Origin of the sequence: Pseudomonas sp. EA_65y_Pfl1_P113 (assembly GCF_963970525.1) — a bacterium.
Lineage (GTDB): Bacteria > Pseudomonadota > Gammaproteobacteria > Pseudomonadales > Pseudomonadaceae > Aquipseudomonas > Aquipseudomonas tritici.
In genome coordinates this window covers 90,009-110,448 of record NZ_CAXAQM010000003.1, presented here as the reverse complement: position 1 = coordinate 110,448, position 20,440 = coordinate 90,009, and the positions used below count along the sequence as shown (strand labels likewise).

The window sequence follows — 20,440 nt, the reverse complement described above, 5'->3', positions numbered from 1 at the left end:
TTGCCAGACCGCAGCGCCGGCATCGCAGCCTCGCTAAAGCTCGACAGCTCCCACATTTGATCTCTGGTGTTTTCGCAGCCCAGCTCACTTCACATACTCGATCCCGGTGAGCCACCAGCACACTTCACCACTCGGGGTCTGCACGAGGGCCTCGTCGTCTACTTCCTTGCGCAGCAGCGCACGGGCCATGGGTGAGTCGATGGAGATGTAGTCCATCCGATCATAGATCTCGTCATAGCCGACGATACGAAAACGCTTGGTCTCACCCTGTTCGTTTTCGATATCCACCCAGGCGCCAAAAAACACCTTGCCCTCCTGCTCGGGCATGTACTCCACCACACGCATGTCTTCCAGGCGCTTGCGCAGGTAGCGCACGCGACGGTCGATCTCGCGCAGCAACTTCTTGTTGTACTGGTAATCGGCATTTTCGCTGCGGTCCCCCAACGAGGCCGCCCACGTTACTTTGCGCGTGGTGTCGGGGCGCTTCTCACGCCAGAGGTAATCCAGCTCCTTCTTCAGCGCTTCATGGCCTTCTTTGGTAATCAGCTTGGTACTCAAACGCTTGCATCCCCAGGCAATGTCCATAGGTGCCGATACGCCTGGGTTTCAGCCCCGGCGTTGGCTGGCTGGCGTTGATGATAAATGAACCCGGGAAAGTAGCCAGGCCAGTCTAGCTATCCAACGCCCGATCCAGCTCAAGCAGCATGCCTCTCAGGCTTTGCCGCAGGCCCGCCACCTGCGACGTCATCACCTTCAGGGCTTCGGTCCTCTGGCTGACCGCTAGCGACTGATCATGCAATTGAGCGGTGCGTTGTTCCAGTTCTCGAACCTTCTCGTCCAACTGGCTTTGCCCCTGCTGCAACCGCGCCTGCCATTGCTCAAGTGCCGTCTCCTGCTCGATTGCCGCGAGTTTTTGCTGGGTCAGCTCCTGGGCGACACGGGCAAGGTTGGTCAACGTACTGTCCACCTCGAACAACGTACTGTGGTCAGTTGACGCAGGGGGTTGCGGTTGTGCCGGTGCAACGGGTGCACGTGGGATTGCAGGTGGCGGCGGCGCCATGATCACGGGCGTTTCGACGGAAGCTGGCAGTGGCTCCTCAACCAGATGCTCATGCATCGGCCGGGGTGGCTCTGAGGAGCCCGCCCCTTTGGCCGGGGAGCTCATTTGCGACGAAAAACGAATGGACGGCACGATCAATGAAGCACTTTCGATAGCCGGCAGTGTCGAGGCCGACATGCCCAGGGTGATCACTTTCATCACCAGCGCTTTCTTGATAATCACCGAGTGATGATCCTCGGGCCTGGCGGGCGGCAGCTTGCAACCTTTCAAATCGACAAAATGATAGGGCTCCTGAGTCTCAGTAACGCCGCCCGCCTTAACCCCCGAAGCGGCCAATGTCAGTATTTGCTTAAAAACATGTAAGGCCACCTGCAAGTCTTCCTTGGACTCGACCCCGCCCAGGAAATACCGGTCAAGTTTCTTACGCAAGGCCGCGATATAGACCCTGGAACTTCCCGGCTCTACCTCCTCATCCAAACTGTAAACAAGAAAGTTGGAGGCCGTCTGACCTACAGCAAACCCACAGAGCAGTGCACCGTTAACCGGGGCATCTTGACCGTCGCGTTCAAGCACAAGGGTACGTAGCAGCATCATGGCATTCAGGCCTCATTATGCGGGGCAGAAAGTTTACATAAACAACAAATAAACATTCGAAAATTGGACACTTTTAAACACAACACATTGTTTCAGTGGCTTGACTGCCTCGCACGTAGGACTTGTCTTATTAATAGTTATCGGCGTTCCCAAAAACGGTCATTACCCGTACCCTTTTTTCACGCCCCCTACGTCATGCCAAACTTATTCGGTACAAAAATGATCGAAATAAGCAATCTGACAAAACACACGGGTAACACAACTCTAATCAGCGACTTTTCATTTAGCGCCCATCCACAAGAATGCCTGGGTTTATTCGGGGAGGATCATACGGTCAAAACAGCCCTGCTCAATCTAATAGCCGGTTCGACGCAGCCGTCCAGCGGTTATATAAATATCCAGGGCTTCAATACTCAAAGCCATGCACTTAAAGCGAGAAAACTCGTCGGCTACCAACTGTCAAAAGACCTCGGCCATCCAACAATGTCCGTCAACACATTCCTTGGCTTCATCGCGGCCGTGCGCGGCCTCCACGGCGCCGAAAAGCGCGCACGGTTGGAACACGTTGTTGCAAGACTGGAACTGTTTCCGGTGCTCAATGCCCCCCTCGACGCGCTCTCCATTGCCTGGAAACGCAAAGTCGCTATTGCCCAAGCCATCCTGCATGGTCCAGCCCTGTTACTGCTGGATGAGCCAACGGAAGGGTTCGCACCTGATCAGAAACATACATTCAGGGCGCTTATCCAATCACTGACGCAAGAAATGACAGTGATCATCGCCTCTCGTCACTGCGATGAATTGTCCGAATGGTGTACACGCGCGTTGGTCATAGCCGGCGGTCGCCTGGTGGCCGATACCCCACTGCCCGATCTACAGCGCGGCTCCCGTCACTTCCAGGCCGTCACACTTGCTGCCGACACACCATTGGATCTACTGGCCCTCGCCGTACTGCCAGGCGTGGCAGGCATCGAGGAGCATCGGCACGCACCCGGCACGGTGACCGTTCTCGCCATGCCGGGGCACACCATCTATCCCCATATCAGCACGCTGATTGCCAGTCGTCGCTGGAAAATCAACTCACTGAACCTGGAACCAGGTCGCCTCAATGATGTAGTCCACCAACTGAGCCAGGAGGCGTCGCTTTGAAACTATTGCCCATCATATTAAAGCGTCAACTTGCCAGCTTTGCCTGCACACCCAGTATTTACCTGAGCATTGCGATCTTCCTGATACTGTCAGTGACGTTGGGCATGGACATAAGCTCGTGGCCGGAACAAAACGACAGCGACTTGCAGGTCTTTTTCCAGTTCCACCCCTGGCTGTACTTACTGTTGATTCCCGCCCTGGCCACGCAACTATGGTCGGATGAGGCCAATGCAGGTTTTTTCGGCCTGATGAAAACCATGCCCATCACGACACTTGAATGGGTTATCGGGAAATTCCTAGCCGCTTGGTTCGTCGCAGGCACCACGCTGCTCCTGATGTTTCCTCTCGTCATCATTGCCAACTACTTGGGCAGGGCAGACAACAGCGTTATCGCTTCACAATTTTTGTCGAGTTGGCTGCTCGCGGGCAGCTACCTGTCCGCCGGTTGCTTTATTTGCACATTTGTATGCCAGCGCACTGTCATTTTCGTACTGACCCTTGTCTTGCTGCTAACAGCCAGTGGGCTCTCTACTGTATTGGATGCGCTTGAGCACCAAGCCCCGATAGGATTGATCGACAGCCTGGCCGCCCTCAGCCCTGCTTTACGATTCAGCAGTATCGATGATGGAAAACTTACACTTCGCGACACGCTTTACTTCATTAGCATGATCCTCGCCTTTCTCGCTGCGGCGACCGTCACACTCAACTACAAACACAGCTGAGAAGGGAAACCCTTAATGCGGTCCACTCTGCGCACCGGCATGACACTCACCGTCACCTTGTTGCTTTTTCTGGCGTTCAATCTGGTTTGGATAGGTAAACTTCCTGATATCCAGTGGGATTTTTCTCAACAAAAAGTTCACACTTTATCGTCTTCAGCACAACATCTAGCTTCCACATTGGAAAGCCCCGTCGACCTGTATTACTTCAACTCGAACAACGCCCCTAAAAGAAGCAACGCCGTGCAACGCTACAGCAAGCGTATTGAGGAACTGCTCAAGGCGTACGAAAAAACCGCCAATGGCATGATTAACCTGCACCTTATTAAACCTGCACCTTTTTCCGAGGACGCCTACAAAGCGCGGCTATCCGGACTCGACCACACCGCTGGGTTTCTCGGCCTTATCGGCACCCGCGCCGGTCACAGTGTGCGCCGTATTGGTTCCTTCAGCCTCGACCGGGAGCCTTTGCTCGAGTATGAAATCAGCCACCTGCTCTATAAGTTGCAGCACCCGGAGCGCCCGGTCGTTGCACTGCTGTCGGGGCTGGCGATGGACGAAGCTGCAGGTCGGCTGTTGCAGGATCTACGACGTGAATTTGATCTGGTCAACCTGGAGTCGACTGCCGCGCACGTCCCCGAGCGCATAAAAACGCTGATGGTTGTGCACCCACAGGCGTTATCTGAGCGAACCCTGTATGGGATTGAACAATTTGTATTGAAGGGCGGCAGATTGATGATGTTTATTGATCCCTTGAGCGAGCAACGCTCGACCGCTGCCCCTGCGAACACTCGCCTGGACCAATTACTGGCTGCCTGGGGTATCCAGATGCCAGCGGACAAGCTGCTGGCCGACGACCTCTATACGCCTTGGGAAACGCCAGGGGCGCCCACTCAGGTCCGATTGAATCTGCCTCGGCAGGCGATGAACACAAACGATATCAGCACATGGAACCTCAACAGGGTGACGGTATCGAGCAGTGGTGCCCTCTCACGACTGAGTAAAAGTCGCACGACCTTCACCCCTCTCCTGCACAGCTCCGAGCAGTCGGTGCTGCTGGATGCCAATAGTTTCACACGCGCAACCACGGTCGACTCATTGATTGAACAGGCATCGGGCCAAGCGCGACGTCATGTGATAGCCGCACGTATCGAGGGGCCGAGCTATTCTGTCTTTCCAGATGGCCTCAAGGGGCAACCGCCCGGTGTGCAGAAAGCAGCGCAGATACAGGTCGTGGTCATTGCTGACACGGACTTGCTTACGGACAAGGTCAGCAATTCGGCACCTGACAGCAACGCGTTGTTTGTCTTGAATACATTGGACAACCTGTCCGCCCCCGACACACTCGCCGCAATCCGCCCTCGCGTGCCGCAGGACCGGGAGCCGACAGTGCTGGAGCGCATGCGCGAGGTCGCGAAGCACGCCTATCGCGCAAAGGCCAGCGACCTGGAACGACGCCTGCAACGAACGGAGCAGGAATGGCAACGGCTGAACCCGTGGTCCACTGCCCTCGGCACCCAGGCGGTGGACACCACCACCCAGTTGCAAGCCCTCAACAAGGAACGCCTGCGCTTGCCCATGGAGCTGCATGCCTTACAACGCGAAGCCTATGCCCAGGTGCGTGACCTGGAACTGGCGATAAAACTGGTCGTGACCTTTGCCATTCCGCTGACGTTATGCCTGATCGCCTGGGGGGTCTTCCGGGGTCATCGCCGTCGTCGGCTGCACGCTGGCAGCCTGATTCACTGAACGATTAACGTCGGGCGATCAGCCCTTGTCGAGCGATGCGGGTCAATTGGCGGATGACTTCTTCCGCGTCGCCGGCACTGGGGGCCTGGATGACAGCGAGGTCAAAGCTGTTGCTGGCAAAACGCGCAAGGGAATCGCCATCTTCGACAAACTGGATCAGGAACGCTGAGGGTCGGCCAGTGCGGCGCGGCCAGCCATCCAAGTAACGCAAGAGCGTAGGCTGGTGCTTGCCGCCAAGGAGAATTTTAGGATTGCGTTGAGTGAGGTCCGCGGTGATCGGGGCCAGGCGTATCAGGGGGCGTAGTGCATTCATCGTGTCGTGTCTCTGCCTCAAAAGTCTGCGGGCAGGTGAGAGGCAACACCGAACCAGCGCTTTAGCGGAATTTCAAAGCATGGAACATGCTTCTGTCGGGACCGATAACGATCACCCATGGCGCCCCGCAATTAGCTGTTTAAATCGGCGCATGAACGGCATCCTAGAGAAGCCGATGGGGCGGTGTCAACAATCCCGAGCAACGAAAAGGCCCGCACATGGCGGGCCGATTCAAGGTTTTGCAGAACGATCAGTTGGCGATAGCGCGGTCGGCAGACAGTTTGCCCGCACCTTCCAACAACACCGCCAGGGTGCCGCCGAGCAAGGCCAGTGCGAACTCATAACCGTTGTTGGCCATGAACAGACCGTTATGGATGTGCACCGAGAAGATCGCCACCAGCGTCAGGATGGTCAAGCCGAGTGCCGCCGGACGCGCCAGCAGACCAACGATCAGTGCCAGGCCAGCGAAGAACTCGGTACCACCCGACAGCAGCGCCATCAGCGTACCCGGCGCCAGGCCGATGCTTTCCATCCACTGGGCAGTGCCCGCCAGGCCATAGCCGCCAAACCAGCCAAAGAGTTTTTGCGAACCGTGCGCGGCGAAGATAATGCCGACAATAATACGCAGGATGGTCAGGCCGTAACCGGCACGGGTGGACAGGACGCTTTTGATCAGTGGGCTCATGGTGATAATCCTTTTCAAAGTAGGGGTTGGTTGGCCGCTATATTAATCAGTTTAAACAATGATAAAAGCCGAAAAAATGCCTGATTAATATCGATGAAATCGATTACTTCCGTGAAATGATTTTCGGCGCTGGCGGTTCCAGGGACTCCCGCTCCCGATCGAACGCCAAATAGTACTTGTTGACGCTATTAACATAGCTGACGCCGCCCATGCCTACTTGCTCCATGGCAATGCGTTCAACCTGGAAGAACCACTGGTTGGGGTTGAGCCCCCGGCGCTTGGCCTCTGTGCGCATGCCCTGCACCCGCTCTGGCCCCATGTTGTACGCCGCCAGCACAAAGGCCATCCGCTCGCGCTCGTTGAGCTTGGGGCTGGCGAAGAACTTGCGGCGGATCATCGCCAGGTAGCGCGCACCCGCCTGCACATTATTGTCGAGACTTTCGATATTGTTGATCCCCACGCGCTGCGCTGCCGAGGGCGTGATCTGCATCAGGCCGGTGGGCCCGCCGCTGTTGCGTGCGCCAGGGTCAAGTGCGGATTCCTTGAAGGCCAGCGCGGCAAGGTTCAACCAATCCATGCCCTGCTCGCGGGCATGTTTTTGCAACACCGGGCGCAATTTTTCCAGGCGCTGGCGGTCGGCGCGGGCCAGCGGATTACGTACTTGGTAGAGGCGACGGTAGATGCGTTGAAACGCCACATCCTGGTCTGCGGGGGTTCGATAGGTCTTGAGGAAGCGATCAATGCTGGCCCGCAGCATCGAGGCATCCTGGCGCACAAACCAATACTCGTCGCCCGGCTCGCTGATGACCACCTGTTTATCGAAACGCAACTTGGGCAGGATCTTCGACCAGCGCTCGGCAATCGGCTTTTCGACAATGGTCAGGTGGAAAATGCCAGCCTGGACCATCTCCAGCACATCCTCCACCGCCAGGGTCGGGTCAACCCACTCCACCTTGATGGGTGGTTGCTTGTGCAGGGCCAGTTTCTGATTGACCTGGCTGATGGCGTCCGCCGCCGCACTCCCGGTGGTCAGCGCCAGGGTGCGTCCGGACAGCTGCTCAACCTTGGTAAACCGCCGCTCGCCTTTCACACCCACCAGCCATAGCGGCACACCGCTGGCAATCGGATCGCTGGTGCTGATCTTGTGCGCAGCCTTGACATCCAGCAGCTCACCGGGCGCCACCAGGTCACCTTCACCACGGGCCAGCGCGCCGAGCAACTGGTCCTTGGCCTTGGGAATGATCTTGAGGTTGATTTCCTGGCCGTTACGAGCATGGCCATTGAGGTATTGCTCGAAGGCGCGCAAACGATGGTATTCCACACCGATGGCCTGACCCTGAACCTCGCCGGAACTGTTACGGCTCTGGTTGACCAATACACGCAGGGTGCGGCTGGAGCGGATCTGCGCCAGGTCGCGCACTTTGCCGGGCTTGGTCACTTCCAGCGGCCCGTCCAGACGCGCAACCGCGGCCATGGGCAGCAGCAGCGTCAGGCACAACATAAGCAACGCCGAGGGTCGGATCATCCGCTCTCCGGAAAAGAATACTGGCCAACATCCTCGCGAAAAACGAGGCGGTGGGGTCAGAAACAGAGCGCTTTAAGCGCAGGCTTTGCGCGCAACGGTGGCACAGGGCAAGGCGTTCGACCAAGCCCAGTGTCACTTGCGACGTTCAAAGACAGCTATAACTCGTTGTAGTTCTTAGTTTTTCTTATAAATCTACAGCTCTGATATGCTTTCCGGCCGCAGGCGGAGGTAGCACCATGCAACTCATTGATATCGGCGTCAACCTGACCAACCCCAGTTTCGACGAGAAACACCAGGCTGTGCTTGAGCGTGCCTATGCCGCCGGCGTGCAACAATTGGTGCTCACCGGCACCAGCGTCGAGGGCAGCGAACACGCCCTGGAGCTGTGCGTAAAACTCGATGAAAGCGGCCAGCGCCTGTTCAGCACCGCCGGTATTCACCCCCACTCTGCCAGTGACTGGAACGGCGACAGCGCCCAACGCTTGCGCGGTTTGCTCAGCGAAAGCCGCGTGCGAGCAGTGGGTGAATGCGGGCTGGACTTCAACCGGGATTTTTCACCGCGCCCGCAGCAGGAAAAAGTACTGGAAGAGCACCTGGCACTGGCCGTCGAGCTGAAACTGCCAGTGTTTCTCCACGAGCGTGACGCCAACGTGCGCCTGCTGGAAATCCTCAAGGACTACCGCGACCAACTCACCGCCGCCGTGGTGCATTGCTTCACCGGCGAACAAACGGCGCTGTTCAGTTATCTCGACCTCGACCTGCACATTGGCATCACCGGCTGGATTTGTGACGAACGCCGTGGGACACACCTGCACCCACTGGTCAGGGAAATTCCCCGTGGCCGTCTGATGCTGGAAAGCGATGCGCCCTACCTGCTGCCACGTACGCTGCGCCCCAAGCCAAAAAATGGCCGAAATGAACCTGCGTACCTGCCGGAAGTGCTGCGCGAAGTCGCCCTGCATCGCAACGAGAGCGTGGAAGATCTGGCCCGGCACAGCACTGCCTGCGCCCGCACCTTTTTCGGGCTGCCTGAAGTGGATTGATGCGGCGCGTTGACCCATGTCAAAACCGGTTTCCTCGATAGCGGCACAATAATGGCACCTTGCCAATGCTGTTTCCGCTATCAGAGAAAACCTTCCATGGGTGCCTGGCTTAGCAATATCTCGCTGAAGTACAAATTCTGGGCCGTCAACGCGGTCGCCTTCATTACCACCCTGTTGCTGGTGCTGTACGCCCTGCAGCTTGAACAACAGGCCCGCAGCAGCGCGTCCCATGCCTCGGCGCAGGCCCAAGCACGGTTGCTCAGCGCCTGGCCGGCTGGCGAAGCGCTGCCCAAGGGCGAGCAATGGCTGACGTTCAAGCGCGGCCAAGTCCCACAAATGGCCGACCAGGACCTGTCAGCCCTGGGTAGCAGCGTTGGCTGGGTCGAACTCAATCACATGCCGTTATTCGGCGAGAACGTACTGATGGGGGCTGAAGTCATCGCCCGCACTGACGGTCAATACGTGGCCGTACTCGCTTACGCGCCAAGCCTGAGCCAGGTGTTCGGCGAACGCTTCACCAACTATGCGGTGGCGGTATTGATCCTGATGCTCGCGATGCTCGGTGCCTCGCAATTGCTGATCCGCTTCCTGCTCAGCCAACTCAACACCCTCAAGGACGTGATGCTGCACGTTGAGAAAACCGGCGACCTGTCGGCCCGTGTGCCTTTGGCGTGCAAAGACGAAGTCGGCCAGATGGCCAGCGCCTTCAACGCCATGCAAGCGGGCTATCAACGTGTGGTCAACACCGTCGCGCGTACCGCCAAGCAACTCGATGATGGCGCCGCGCGCCTGGCCAGCAGCATGAACGAGGTGCAGCACGGCATGCTCGGCCAGCAGAGCGAAACCGACCAGGCCGCCACCGCCATCAACGAGATGACCGCCACCGTCCACCATATTGCCCAGCACGCCGGCGCCACCCGGGATCTGTCGCAGACCGCCGACACCCTTGCCGGCAGCGGCCGGGAAGTGGTCACCCGCGTACAACGCTCGATTGCCGGCCTGTCGACCGGCGTGCAGCAAACCGCCGAAATGATCCAGAGACTCGCCGAGGACAGCCAGAAAATCAACGGCGTGGTCAGCGTGATCCACAGCATCGCCGAGCAGACCAACCTGCTCGCCCTCAACGCCGCCATCGAAGCGGCCCGCGCCGGCGAAATGGGTCGGGGGTTCGCCGTGGTTGCCGACGAAGTGCGCAACCTCGCCAAACGCGTACAAACCTCCACCGACGAAATCACCCGCATGGTCTCAGCCCTGCAAGCCGGCACCCGCGACGCGGTGGACTTCATGCAGGAAAGCTCGTTCAAGGCCGACGACTGCGTCCAACAAGCCCAGGAAGCCGGCGCCGCCCTCGCCGAAATCACCGGTGCTGTGGCGCAGATGCGCGAAAGCAACACCCAGATCGCCGTCGCCGCGGAACAACAAAGCCACGTCGCCGAAGAGATGAACCGCGCGGTCGTGAGCATTCGTGACGTGACCGAGAACACCGTGCAGCAGACTGTGGACTCGGCGACTACCAGCAATGAACTGGCGGCCTTGGCCGGGGAGCTGAGCAAAGCGATTGGGCTGTTGAAGCTGTAGGACTGATCAGCCTGTAATCCCTTGCCTACAACGAAGCCTCGGTTTGCCCGAGGTTTTGGTGAAACTTCCTAGCTATCCCGGCGAATAACGCCGACTTCTTTTCACTACCAACCCTCTCCAAAGTCTCTCGCCTGATCAATCAGCGCGAGGGACCGCCGATGTACTTCTCCGTTAACACCGTGCCCCGTTGGACGGCCTCTTGATTCCGGTCATTGGCAAGTTTGTCCTGTCGCCGATGAATGCCAAAGCGCCAGACGTCGAAAGCGTCTTTCGTGACTTTCGGGATTGCCTGAATACTTTTGACGAATGGGCCGAGAGCGTCTGGAGTGGCTCGTCGCTGGAAGTCGAGCAGGTATTCAAGGTGGGGGAAGAGGTTTCTCTCGTCGCTCCGGCGTCCTCCAAAAAACCCAATCGCACGGTTGCCGTCTGCAAAGCCCAGGGCGCGTTGACCTTGGTGCATATGTTCGAGAGCACACGCTTTGTGCCCATCGGCAATACGCCGGTGATGCTACAAGCGATTGCTCCCGATGGCCGCCCATCAGCAAAACCATCGACGGCCTAACCACCGAGTTCTTCTGGCAAGGCGACAAACTCATCGCCGAACACCACGCGGACCGCCACCGCAGTTACCTCTACGAACCCGACAGCTTTCGCCCGTTGGCGCTGCTGGAAGGTTTCGGTCCAAAAGAAACGAAGCCCTACCATTACCAACTCGACCACATCGGCACGCCACAAGAACTCACCGCCCCAGATGGCGAAATCATCTGGTCCGCGCACTACCGCGCCTACGGTGAAATCAGCCGCCTGGACATAGGAAAAGTCGACAACCCGCTGCGCTTCCAAGGCCAATACTTCGATCAAGAAAGCGGGCTGCACTACAACCGCCATCGCTATTACAATCCGGATGTTGGTCGCTACCTGACGCCAGATCCAGTTAAGTTGGCGGGTGGGATTAACGCCTACCAGTACGTGCCCAACCCTACGGGTTGGGTGGATCCGCTAGGGCTGAGCAGGTGTCCGGGGGAGGATGGATGTAAACCCACAAATCGCCCAGAAAATCCGGGGGAAAACGTTGAAATCAATGAGGGTGACGTTGAGCTACCCAAAGGCTTTGATACCAGACTTTCTAGAAATGGAGCTTTTAAAAGAGCAAAAGCAATCGGAGGTGTACCTAAGACTCAGCATCCCAAAAATGTTTACCGAGAAACCATCACCGATCAAGATCGCTACATTCAAGGAAGGGTTTACGAATTCGAATTACTTTATAGAGATGTAGAAATTCGTGAGCATTCATTAGGTCATGAAAAAGGCAATCATGCTCCACACTTCAATACCGAGGTTACCGTTGAGGGGTAAAAGTTCCGTTAACCATCGGCAATGACTCCCATACGCATTTTAAAAGGTGATTAATGGACACAGTCTTCATACACGAAACCGGCATACACCCCTGGGCACACCTACACCCTACAGAAGAACGAGGGTATGCCACGTTTACACTCCTTAATCCAGACTTTGAAAATGTGTGGAACACTTGGCTCGCCCTCGCATCGCTGTTGACACATGAATGGCCACTGATACTAACTTGGTATACCACTAGGACTCCCAAGTACAACAAGACACAGGAGTACCTAGCGTTAAGGCGCTTTGCGAAAAACTCAGGCCCCAAAGACATATTCAGAAAAAATGAAGCAACCTCAATTTATTCTGGAGTAGAGTATTTGGACACCCGTCCAGACCATATAGATCCAAACAAACTAAAGGCATACCGTAGCCGTGCAACTTTAATGACAAGACAAGACTACCAACCAGAGTCATTATGGCAACGACTAAGCCATTTAGAGTACATATCCACAACGGACGACTTTAAATTAATATTGGCAGACGAAGAAAATCTGTTATTCAAATTTCATGACACTGAAACGCATGGCGTCGCTCAAATCATATGTCACGCTATACATTCAGAGAAATTAGAGTTTGCGATCAGCACCTTAGACATCAGGAAAATCTTCTATCCAGAGGTATACGAGTACATTCACAGCTAGACTCGCCCAGAACATTTAGCCTCGACATCCGCTAAAAAATGCTCTTGCAGACTTTAGGTGAGTATTCCCTATGCCCCCCATAGGCAACCCCAATTCGCCCACTCGCCCCGCCCCACCTAAACTCTGTCCATAGCATTTCAACGGACAGAGGATTCACCATCATGGGCAAACGTCACCCCAACCTCCCCGCCTGGCAATGGCGTAGTTACCCGCAGAACCACCAGCACCCGACCAACCAGGCATTGCGCCTGATTGCGGTGCCGCTGTTCATTATCGGGTTTCTGTTGATCGTATCCGGGGTATTCAGCACAAGCCCTGCCAGTGTCGCCGTCGGCATTGTCGGTGTCCTGGCTGGTCTGGCCTTGCAGCGGCAGGGTCATAGCGTGGAAGTCCAAGCCAGTTTGTGTTGAACAGCAACGCCACCGACATTGAGGTCAGGCGAAGACCACCACGGTCTGGCGGCTGATGGCGATCAACTCGCCGGTGGGGCTCCATAGCGCGGCAGCGGCATGGCCGTAGCCGTCGCGGGCGTGCTCGATGTTGACATGGTACTGGCACCAGTCGAGCGTCGTGAGATTTTGCAAAGGTTGGATGAACTCGATGGTCCAGGTCAGGGTGCTGCCCGGTGCCGGCTTTTTCAGGTGCGGCAGTAGGGCCGGTGGCCAGGCGTCGACCAAGGCGAGGATATGCGCCTCGGTCAGTGGCTCTTCTTTTACATCCCCGCGTAAACGTACCCACCCGCCCATGTCGCGGGATTTGTTGCCAGTAAATGGCAAGCCGCCGACGCTCCATCGCATCGCCAGGTGGCGCATGAATTCAGGGGTGACCCCCTTGATATAGGGCAGTTCCTGACACTCATTCCAGTGTTTGAACACCGGCGGTGCTTCACTCTCGACAGCGATTTCCGACGCTCGCGACGCGCCGAAACTGGCTTGTACCAGTGTCGCCACTTCACCGTTCTGCGTCACGCGGCCGAGCAATTGGCTAACGGCCTTGCCTTCGCGCAACACTTCGACTTGATAACTGGCAGAAACGTCCGGCGCTACCGGGCCAACAAAGGTGATTGCCATTGATCGTAAAGGCCGATCGGCTGGCACCTGGGCGCGCAGGGCTTCGTATTGCAATGCGGCGACCAGCCCACCAAACGTTGCGCGGCCCTGGGCCCATTCCGCGGGGAGAGTTACATCCAGCGGGTTGCTTCGTGCGGCGTCGAGCAAATCACTAAAGCGCATGGCGCGTCTCACATCAGAAGGAACAGATGGGTGATCTTAATCATCGGGCCCGTGACGTGCAGCGCCTATTCCGGCCAAAAGCCGGACCGGCTCAGAAACAATCGGCGCTGAATTTGGCGAGCACGCGATCGGCCTGCCCTTCCGACTTGGCCATGGTGCGATGCCATACCGCAACACAAGGTTGCAGATCGGCCTGGTGCTCGGCCTGGGCCAACCACTGCCAGCAGTCATGCCAATCCCCGAGGGCAGCTTGGGCTTTTTTCAAGCGTGACAGGGCGTTGGCAGGCAATTTGTCCAGCTCGGGATACGCTTGCGCAGCGTAGCGCACGCGCTTGATCAGCAACCGCAGGCGGTGACGATCATGGTCGGGGTCTTTCAACGCTTCACCGAGTTTCTGCCATTGCTTGGCCAGACGTTTCTCGATGCGCGGGCGCAGGCCTTTGAGCAGTTTCTGGTGTTCAGAGGCACGAATAAAACGTGGGAAGGCGTCGAGTATCTGCAGCAAATGGGCAACTTCCGGGCTTTGCGCCACCTGGCGATAGGCATCGGGTTGCAAACGCAGGCGCCGGCTCGCGGCTTCGTGATGGCCATGCTGATGCAAATACGCCGCCAGCACCTCGCGGTCGCGTAGCGGCGTAGTCAGTTGGCCGACCTTGCTGGCTGCCAATTCAAGCTGTTCTACCCCAGGTAGACCGCGCAAGGGACGCAACAGGCTGCGCAGTCGGCGCACGGTGGTGCGCAAGTCATGCAAGGCTTCATCGTCGGTGACGGCGGCGAGGCGAGCCTGGCAGCTCAGTAACCCTACTTCCAGGCTAATGACCTGAGCGACTAACTGATCGACCAAAGCTGACATCCCTTCCTCCCCCTGACGACGAAAATTCCCAGATAACTCATGGCCGCCGATGCAGCCTCGTTGCACTCGACAGCCGCTACGCGTCAACGCCCGGCGCGAGACTCACGAATATAGAACCGCGCTTTCTCGGCTTTAGTGGAGCAGCCTTCGAACGCTTCAAATTGTTGCTGGGTTTTGGCGCCGGTCAACAAAGACAAGGCCTTGGAGTAGCTCACCGTGCCGGCAAAACCCTCAGCCTTGGCCAGGTCGAGCTCCTTCCAGGCAGCGTCCAATTGCGAGCCGCAACTGTCGCGGTACGCGGTTTTACCGGCACAACCGGCCAGGGCCAACACGATCACAGGCACACACATCCAAGCTTTCATCGATGACACCTCAAGATAAAGAAAAAACAGTCGTACGTTGTAGACGTTGCCTACATGGAAAAGTGCCTAATCCTTAGCCTGAAATCGACAGTACCTATACACCCGAGCATACCCGAGCGCCGCGAGTATTCAGGAAAAATATTACATGCCTAGCGAAGATTGAAGCTGCCACCTCAATGGGTGCATTGTGGGCGCCTGCATTAGGAAGGACATGGACCATGAAAAAACGTGTTGCCTTGGTGCTGGGCTCCGGCGGGGCCCGGGGCTACGCCCATATTGGGGTTATCGAGGAAATCGAACGGCGCGGCTACGACATCGCCTGTATCGCCGGGTGCTCCATGGGGGCCGTGGTCGGCGGGATCTACGCCGCCGGCAAGCTGGAGGCGTATCGAAACTGGATTGAAAGCCTCGACTATCTCGACGTGCTGCGCCTGGTCGACGTGAGTTTTCGCCTGGGGGCAATTCGCGGCGAGAAGGTCTTCGGGCAGATCCGCAAGATCGTCGGTGAGATCAATATCGAAGAACTGCGCATCCCCTACACCGCCGTCGCCACCGACCTGACCAACCAACAGGAAATCTGGTTCCAGGAAGGCTGCCTGCACCAGGCCATGCGCGCTTCCGCGGCGATTCCCAGCCTGTTTACCCCGGTGATGCAAGGCAACCGCATGCTGGTGGACGGCGGCCTGCTCAACCCACTGCCCATCGTGCCGGTGGTGTCGAGCCATTGTGACTTGATCATCGCGGTCAACCTCAACGCCACCAACCAGAAGCAGTACCGGTTGCCGGTGATCCAACGCCCGCCAGCGTTCAAGAGTCGCTTCAACAATCTGGCCAAATCACTCGGTTCGCACCTGCCGTTTCGCCGCAAGCAGGCCGAACAATTGCTGAAGCTGGAGCAAGAGGCGTTGGAGGCGCAAGCGGCAGAGATCAACCCGTGGCTGGACTCGGCCGAGCCGGAATCCCAACAACCCAACGCCGCACCGGAAAAACCCGGTGCACCGAAGTCGGCGACCGGGTCGTTCATCATCGATAACGTCGGCCCGGCGTCGCTGCTGGACCTGATCAACCAGAGCTTCGAGGTGATGCAAACCTCGCTGGCTCAGTACAAAATCGCCGGCTACCCGCCGGATGTGCTGATCAACGTGCCGAAGCGGGTGTGCCGGTTTTTCGAGTTCTACAAAGCGCCGGAGTTGATTGCGCTGGGGCGGGAGATTGCCAGTGATACGTTGGATCGGTATGAGCGTGAGCAGAGTTGAGGGTTAAGGTGCTGCTGATGACGCCATCGCAGGCAAGCCAGCTCCAACCTTTGGAATGCACTCCCCCTGTGGGAGCCGGGCTTGCCCGCGATGGCCTCGGAGCCGACGCCAAACATCTAAGCACTCAACAACCGATACCCTACCCCCGCCTCGGTCACGATAAACCTCGGCTGTGTCGGATCATCCGCCAGTTTCTGCCGCAGATGCCCCACCACAATACGCAGATAGTGGCTGTCCTCAGTATGGGTCGGCCCCCAGATATCCTTGAGCAATTGCTGCTGGGTAATCACCCGCCCCGGATGCCGGGCGAGCTGCGCGAGCACCGCATACTCCTTGCGCGTCAGCGCCACTTCGGCACCGTCCAGCAGCACGCGGCGATAGGCCAGGTCGACCGTCAATGGGCCAAACCGCAAGGCCGCTTCCTGGGCTTCACCCGCGGGCGCCTGGCGCAGCAGCGCACGTACCCGGGCGAGAAACTCCTGGATGCCGAAGGGTTTGGTCACATAGTCATTGGCGCCACCGTCGAGCGCCTCGACTTTTTGCCCTTCACTGGCGCGGACTGACAGCACCAACACCGGCACCGTCGACCACTCACGGAATTCGCGCAGCACTTGCTGGCCGTCCATGTCCGGCAAGCCAAGGTCGAGTACCAGCAGGTCCGGCTTGCTCAGTGCCGCCTGGGCCAGGCCTTCGTTGCCGGTGCCGGCCTCAATCACTTTGTAGCCCTGGGAGGCCAGGCTGATGCGCAGGAATTTGCGGATCTGCGGTTCGTCATCAATGACCAAAATCGTCGCGGTCTGGCTCATGGTGTCCAATCAAAATCCGTGAAGAAAACAGGGTAGCTCATGCCTCGCGCTCCAGGCCAGGCTGTGTCGGCAAGGGCAGGAACAAGGTGATGCAGGTGCCGCGCCCGTCAATGCCGTCGGCCACGCTGAGATGCCCGCCGTGGGCACCGACCATGCCCTGGCAGATTGCCAGGCCCAAGCCTGTGCCCTGCCCGCCTCGATCACCCCGTGCGGCGGTGTAGAACATGTCGAAAATCTTTGCGCGCTCGTCTTCGGGAATGCCTGGGCCTTCATCAGCGACGGCAAAAAACAGCTGGTTATCCAGCACGCCCGCGCTCAGTTGCAAACGCCCTTGAGACGGTGAAAAACGCGCGGCGTTTTCCAGCACATTAACCAGCGCTTGTTCGATCAGCGCAGCATGCACATACAACAGTGGCAACTCAGGCGGCACGTCGGTACTCACCTTCAACGGCGCCAGCACCGCACGCAAACGACCGAGGGCGCTGCCGACGATATCGCCCGGCGACACCCAATCCCGCGCCAGTTTCAAAGCGCCATGGCCGAGGCGCGTCATGTCGAGCAAGTTCTGGATATAGCGGTCGAGACGTTCGGCCTCATCGCGGGTGCCTTCAAGCAACTCGCGGCGATCTTCCAGCGGGATGGCCTCACCGAGCGCCAACAGGCTGTCGATGCTGCCGCGCATGGAGGTCAGCGGCGTACGCAAATCGTGAGACACCGAGGCCAGCAAGGCGCTGCGCAGTTGCTCGGTCTCACCGTGCAACCGTGCGGACTCCAGCTCCTGGGCCAGTTGCGCCCGCGCCAGCGCCTGGGCCAATGGCTGGCTCAGGGCAGTCAGCAAGCGACGGCGTTGGCCGCTCAGTTCCTGGCCGGGTTTTGGACTGACGCCCAGCAAACCCAACGGGCCCTCTTCGGCTGACACCGGCCACCACCACCAACGCCCGAACGGCAAGGTGCCAGTGCCCATGCCCGCCGGTTGGTCATGCTGCCAGGCCCAATCAGCAGCGGCGCGCTCGGCTTCGGTAAGCGTCAGCGGGCCGCCGGTCTCAATCGCCCAACCGCCCTGGCCATCGCGGTTGACCAGGCACAGGTCCAGGTCACTCCAGCCTTCCAGGTGATGCGCCGCGGCGCTGATCACCGCCTGGCGATCGGTGGCGGCGGTCAGTTTGCGTGACAGGTCGAGCAGTTCGCTGGTTTCTTCCTGGGTGTCGCGCAACGCCTGCAACTGACGGCGTTGACGTGCGGCGAGGTTGCCGGTCAACGCCGCCATCAACAGGAAGAACAACAGGGTCAGCACGTCCTCTTCGCGCTGGATGGCGAAGGAAAATTTCGGTGGGATAAACAGGAAGTCGTAGGTTATGAACGACAACGCCGCACACACCAGCGACGGCCCCAGGCTGCTGCGCACGGCCACCAGCAATACCGCCGCCAGGAACACCAGCGAGATATTCGGCAGCGGCAAGACGCTGGACACCGCCCAAGCCAATGCCGCAGCAACCACCGTCGCCACGACCGCAAGCGCATAGTCGAACCACACCAGGCCGCGCACGTCCGGCAAGCGTGACGGTGCGGGGATGTCATCGCTGTCGAGGACGTTGATTTCCAAGCTACGCGCATTACGCAGCAAACGCGCAGCCAGGCCGCCACCGAACAACCGACGCCGCCAACGCATCCGCGACTGCCCCACCAACACCAGGCTGGCGCGGCGTTCGGCGGCATGCTGGATCAGCGTTTTGGCCACCTCGCCGGCTCGCAGCAACACCACTTCACCGCCAAGGCGTTCGGCCAGTTGCTGGGCATTTTGCAGGCGCAATCGGAACTGCTCATCCCGCGCACGGCCGTTATCGATGTGCACCAGGCTCCACGGCAAATGCCGGCGTTGGGCAACACGGCTGGCATGGCGCACCAGGCGTTCGGCCTGTGCATCGCCGTCCACGCCGACCAACAAACGCCCACGTACTGCCGGCGCGGCCTGGCCGAGTTGGCGGTAGCCTTGGGCCAAATCATCGTCGACATGGGCGGCGGCGGTTTGCATCGCCAACTCGCGCAAGGCCATGAGGTTGGTCTGGGTGAAGAATGCATCAATGGCCGCGCGGGCCTGCTCCGGCACATAGACCTTGCCGTCGCGCAGGCGCTCCAGCAACTCGCGAGAGGGCAGATCGATCAGCAGCAGTTCGTCGGCCTCTTGCAGCACCCAGTCCGGCAGGGTTTCACGCACCTGCACGCCGGTGATGCCGCGTACTTGGTCGTTGAGGCTTTCCAGGTGCTGGACGTTGACCGTGGTGAACACGTTGATGCCGGCGGCGAGCAGTTCCTGGATGTCTTGCCAGCGCTTTTCATGGCGGCTGCCGGGGGCGTTGCTGTGGGCCAGCTCGTCCACCAGCACCAGCTTGGGCTGGGCGGCGAGCAGGCCGTCGAGGTCCATTTCTTCAAGCATCACGCCGCGATATTCGGTGCGCAGCGACGGTTGCTGCGGCAGGCCGCTGAGCAAGACTTCGGTCTCGGCGCGGCCGTGGGTCTCGACCACGCCGGCGATCAACTTCACGCCCTGGCGCAACTGGGTATGGGCGGCCTGGAGCATGGCGTAGGTCTTGCCCACGCCGGGCGCGGCGCCAAGGAAGACTTTGAGCCGGCCACGGCCGTTGCGGGGCAGATCGGCTAGCAGGGCATCGGCGCGGCCGGAGTCGCTCATGCTTGGGGGTTCCTTCAGGTATTCAAGTATTCAGGCCCACTGACGATCCAATGTGGGAGCGGGCTTGCTCGCGAAGGCGGTCTATCAGTAACAGATACATTGGCTGATACACCGCTTTCGCGAGCAAGCCCGCTCCCACAGGGGGTTACAGTTTTTCCAGAGCCATGTTCAATGCCAGCACATTCACCACCGGCGGCCCTACCAACGGGCTTTCGATATGCTCATCGAGCAACCGCTGCAAGGTCGACACCGGCACACTCCGCGCCGCCGCCACCCGCGCCAGTTGATAGGCAATCGCTTCCGGTGGCAAGTGTGGATCAAGACCGCTGCCAGAGGTAGTCAGCGACGCCAAAGGCACCGGCCCTTGGCTGGGCACGCGCTGTTTATTCGCATCATCAAAGATGCGCGTCGCCAGCGCCGGGTTACTTGGGCCAAGGTTGCTGGCGCTGCTGGAAACCGTCGCGAAAGCGCCGGCCGAGGGGCGCGGGTGGAACCAGCTGTCACCGGTAAAGTCCTGGGCGATCAAGCTGGAGCCGCGCACTTTGCCGCTGGCGTCGCGTACCAGGCTGCCATTGGCTTGATCCGGGAAGGCGACTTGGGCGACGCCGGTCACCACCAGTGGGTAAGCGACGCCGGTGATCAGGGTCATGAGCACCAGCAGGCTCAGGGCCGGACGGATTAGGTTGGACATTTTGGATTCCTCAATTTGTGGGACGCTCTGCCGTGTTGCAATGGGGCTGCTTCGCAGCCCGGCGCGGGGCAAGCCCGCTCACTACAAAGAGCGGGTT

18 protein-coding genes and 2 pseudogenes are annotated in these 20,440 nt (G+C 58.8%); 9 read left to right on the top strand and 11 right to left on the bottom strand.

The annotated features are described in order from the left end of the window. Nucleotides 1-84: 84 nt before the first annotated feature. Together greB and AACY52_RS04355 are read right to left on the bottom strand one after the other, a co-directional pair. Nucleotides 85-558 (bottom strand): transcription elongation factor GreB, encoded by a 474-nt coding sequence (gene greB / locus AACY52_RS04360; protein ID WP_339415040.1) that lies wholly within the window; start codon nt 556-558, stop codon nt 85-87. Between the two features lie 112 nt (nt 559-670). Continuing rightward, nucleotides 671-1,654, bottom strand: coding sequence for a hypothetical protein (locus AACY52_RS04355; RefSeq protein WP_339427778.1), 984 nt, complete (start codon nt 1,652-1,654; stop codon nt 671-673). Nucleotides 1,655-1,873: 219 nt separating this feature from the next. Between AACY52_RS04355 and AACY52_RS04350 the strand changes: the two genes are divergently transcribed. Genes AACY52_RS04350 through AACY52_RS04340 form a run of 3 tightly spaced genes read left to right on the top strand, consistent with a single transcriptional unit; the run spans nt 1,874 to nt 5,268 of the window. After that, the gene (locus tag AACY52_RS04350) at nt 1,874-2,800 is read left to right on the top strand and encodes an ABC transporter ATP-binding protein (protein WP_339414787.1); all 927 of its coding nucleotides are present in this window, start codon (nt 1,874-1,876) and stop codon (nt 2,798-2,800) included. Continuing rightward, nucleotides 2,797-3,522 carry an ABC transporter permease gene (locus AACY52_RS04345; RefSeq protein WP_339560303.1) on the top strand — a complete coding sequence of 242 codons (726 nt, stop codon included), beginning with the start codon at nt 2,797-2,799 and terminating at the stop codon, nt 3,520-3,522. The genes AACY52_RS04350 and AACY52_RS04345 overlap by 4 nt, the downstream gene beginning before the upstream one ends. A gap of 15 nt (nt 3,523-3,537) precedes the next feature. After that, complete coding sequence (locus tag AACY52_RS04340) at nt 3,538-5,268, top strand: Gldg family protein (protein WP_339414789.1); 1,731 nt, start codon at nt 3,538-3,540, stop codon at nt 5,266-5,268. A 4-nt stretch (nt 5,269-5,272) separates the two neighbouring features. Here AACY52_RS04340 and AACY52_RS04335 read toward each other — a convergent pair whose 3' ends face one another. The 3 genes from AACY52_RS04335 to AACY52_RS04325 form a co-directional block, all read right to left on the bottom strand. Then, entirely contained in the window at nt 5,273-5,581 is a 309-nt protein-coding gene (locus AACY52_RS04335; RefSeq protein WP_056857201.1) for a hypothetical protein, read from the bottom strand. 250 nt (nt 5,582-5,831) lie between these two features. After that, nucleotides 5,832-6,266, bottom strand: coding sequence for a DoxX family protein (locus AACY52_RS04330; RefSeq protein WP_339414790.1), 435 nt, complete (start codon nt 6,264-6,266; stop codon nt 5,832-5,834). A 103-nt stretch (nt 6,267-6,369) separates the two neighbouring features. Further along, the gene (locus tag AACY52_RS04325) at nt 6,370-7,791 is read right to left on the bottom strand and encodes a transglycosylase SLT domain-containing protein (RefSeq protein WP_339427775.1); all 1,422 of its coding nucleotides are present in this window, start codon (nt 7,789-7,791) and stop codon (nt 6,370-6,372) included. A 236-nt stretch (nt 7,792-8,027) separates the two neighbouring features. Here AACY52_RS04325 and AACY52_RS04320 point away from each other — a divergent pair, with 236 nt between their 5' ends. The 5 genes and pseudogenes from AACY52_RS04320 to AACY52_RS04300 all read left to right on the top strand — a co-directional run. Then, nucleotides 8,028-8,834, top strand: a complete 807-nt coding sequence (locus AACY52_RS04320; RefSeq protein WP_339427774.1) for a TatD family hydrolase — start codon at nt 8,028-8,030, stop codon at nt 8,832-8,834. A gap of 96 nt (nt 8,835-8,930) precedes the next feature. Further along, nucleotides 8,931-10,412 carry a methyl-accepting chemotaxis protein gene (locus AACY52_RS04315; RefSeq protein WP_339560302.1) on the top strand — a complete coding sequence of 494 codons (1,482 nt, stop codon included), beginning with the start codon at nt 8,931-8,933 and terminating at the stop codon, nt 10,410-10,412. Nucleotides 10,413-10,611: 199 nt separating this feature from the next. After that, complete coding sequence (locus AACY52_RS04310; protein ID WP_339415054.1) at nt 10,612-10,974, top strand: hypothetical protein; 363 nt, start codon at nt 10,612-10,614, stop codon at nt 10,972-10,974. Beyond that, a pseudogene (locus AACY52_RS04305) lies at nt 10,950-11,768 on the top strand (RHS repeat domain-containing protein); the annotation flags it as partial. The gene AACY52_RS04310 and the pseudogene AACY52_RS04305, both read left to right, overlap by 25 nt. An 847-nt stretch (nt 11,769-12,615) precedes the next feature. Next, nucleotides 12,616-12,855 (top strand): annotated as a pseudogene (locus AACY52_RS04300) (terminase); the annotation flags it as partial. A gap of 33 nt (nt 12,856-12,888) precedes the next feature. Here the strand turns inward: AACY52_RS04300 and AACY52_RS04295 are convergent. The 3 genes from AACY52_RS04295 to AACY52_RS04285 all read right to left on the bottom strand — a co-directional run bounded on the left by AACY52_RS04295 (nt 12,889) and on the right by AACY52_RS04285 (nt 14,901). Then, on the bottom strand, nt 12,889-13,686 hold the full coding sequence (locus tag AACY52_RS04295) for an acyl-CoA thioesterase domain-containing protein (protein WP_339414794.1): 798 nt from the start codon (nt 13,684-13,686) through the stop codon (nt 12,889-12,891). A gap of 91 nt (nt 13,687-13,777) precedes the next feature. Beyond that, nucleotides 13,778-14,539: a CHAD domain-containing protein gene (locus tag AACY52_RS04290; RefSeq protein ID WP_339414795.1), complete on the bottom strand. Its 762-nt coding sequence runs from the start codon at nt 14,537-14,539 to the stop codon at nt 13,778-13,780. Nucleotides 14,540-14,622: 83 nt separating this feature from the next. Further along, nucleotides 14,623-14,901, bottom strand: coding sequence for a hypothetical protein (locus tag AACY52_RS04285; protein ID WP_339414796.1), 279 nt, complete (start codon nt 14,899-14,901; stop codon nt 14,623-14,625). A 218-nt stretch (nt 14,902-15,119) separates the two neighbouring features. Here AACY52_RS04285 and AACY52_RS04280 point away from each other — a divergent pair, with 218 nt between their 5' ends. Then, complete coding sequence (locus AACY52_RS04280) at nt 15,120-16,157, top strand: patatin-like phospholipase family protein (RefSeq protein WP_339414797.1); 1,038 nt, start codon at nt 15,120-15,122, stop codon at nt 16,155-16,157. Between the two features lie 116 nt (nt 16,158-16,273). Here the strand turns inward: AACY52_RS04280 and AACY52_RS04275 are convergent, their stop codons facing one another. The 3 genes from AACY52_RS04275 to kdpC form a co-directional block, all read right to left on the bottom strand. Then, nucleotides 16,274-16,963 (bottom strand): response regulator, encoded by a 690-nt coding sequence (locus tag AACY52_RS04275; protein ID WP_010211910.1) that lies wholly within the window; start codon nt 16,961-16,963, stop codon nt 16,274-16,276. A gap of 37 nt (nt 16,964-17,000) precedes the next feature. Further along, nucleotides 17,001-19,652, bottom strand: a complete 2,652-nt coding sequence (locus AACY52_RS04270) for a sensor histidine kinase KdpD (RefSeq protein WP_339560301.1) — start codon at nt 19,650-19,652, stop codon at nt 17,001-17,003. Nucleotides 19,653-19,797: 145 nt separating this feature from the next. Next, nucleotides 19,798-20,343 carry a potassium-transporting ATPase subunit KdpC gene (gene kdpC / locus AACY52_RS04265; RefSeq protein ID WP_339414799.1) on the bottom strand — a complete coding sequence of 182 codons (546 nt, stop codon included), beginning with the start codon at nt 20,341-20,343 and terminating at the stop codon, nt 19,798-19,800. Nucleotides 20,344-20,440 lie beyond the last annotated feature (97 nt).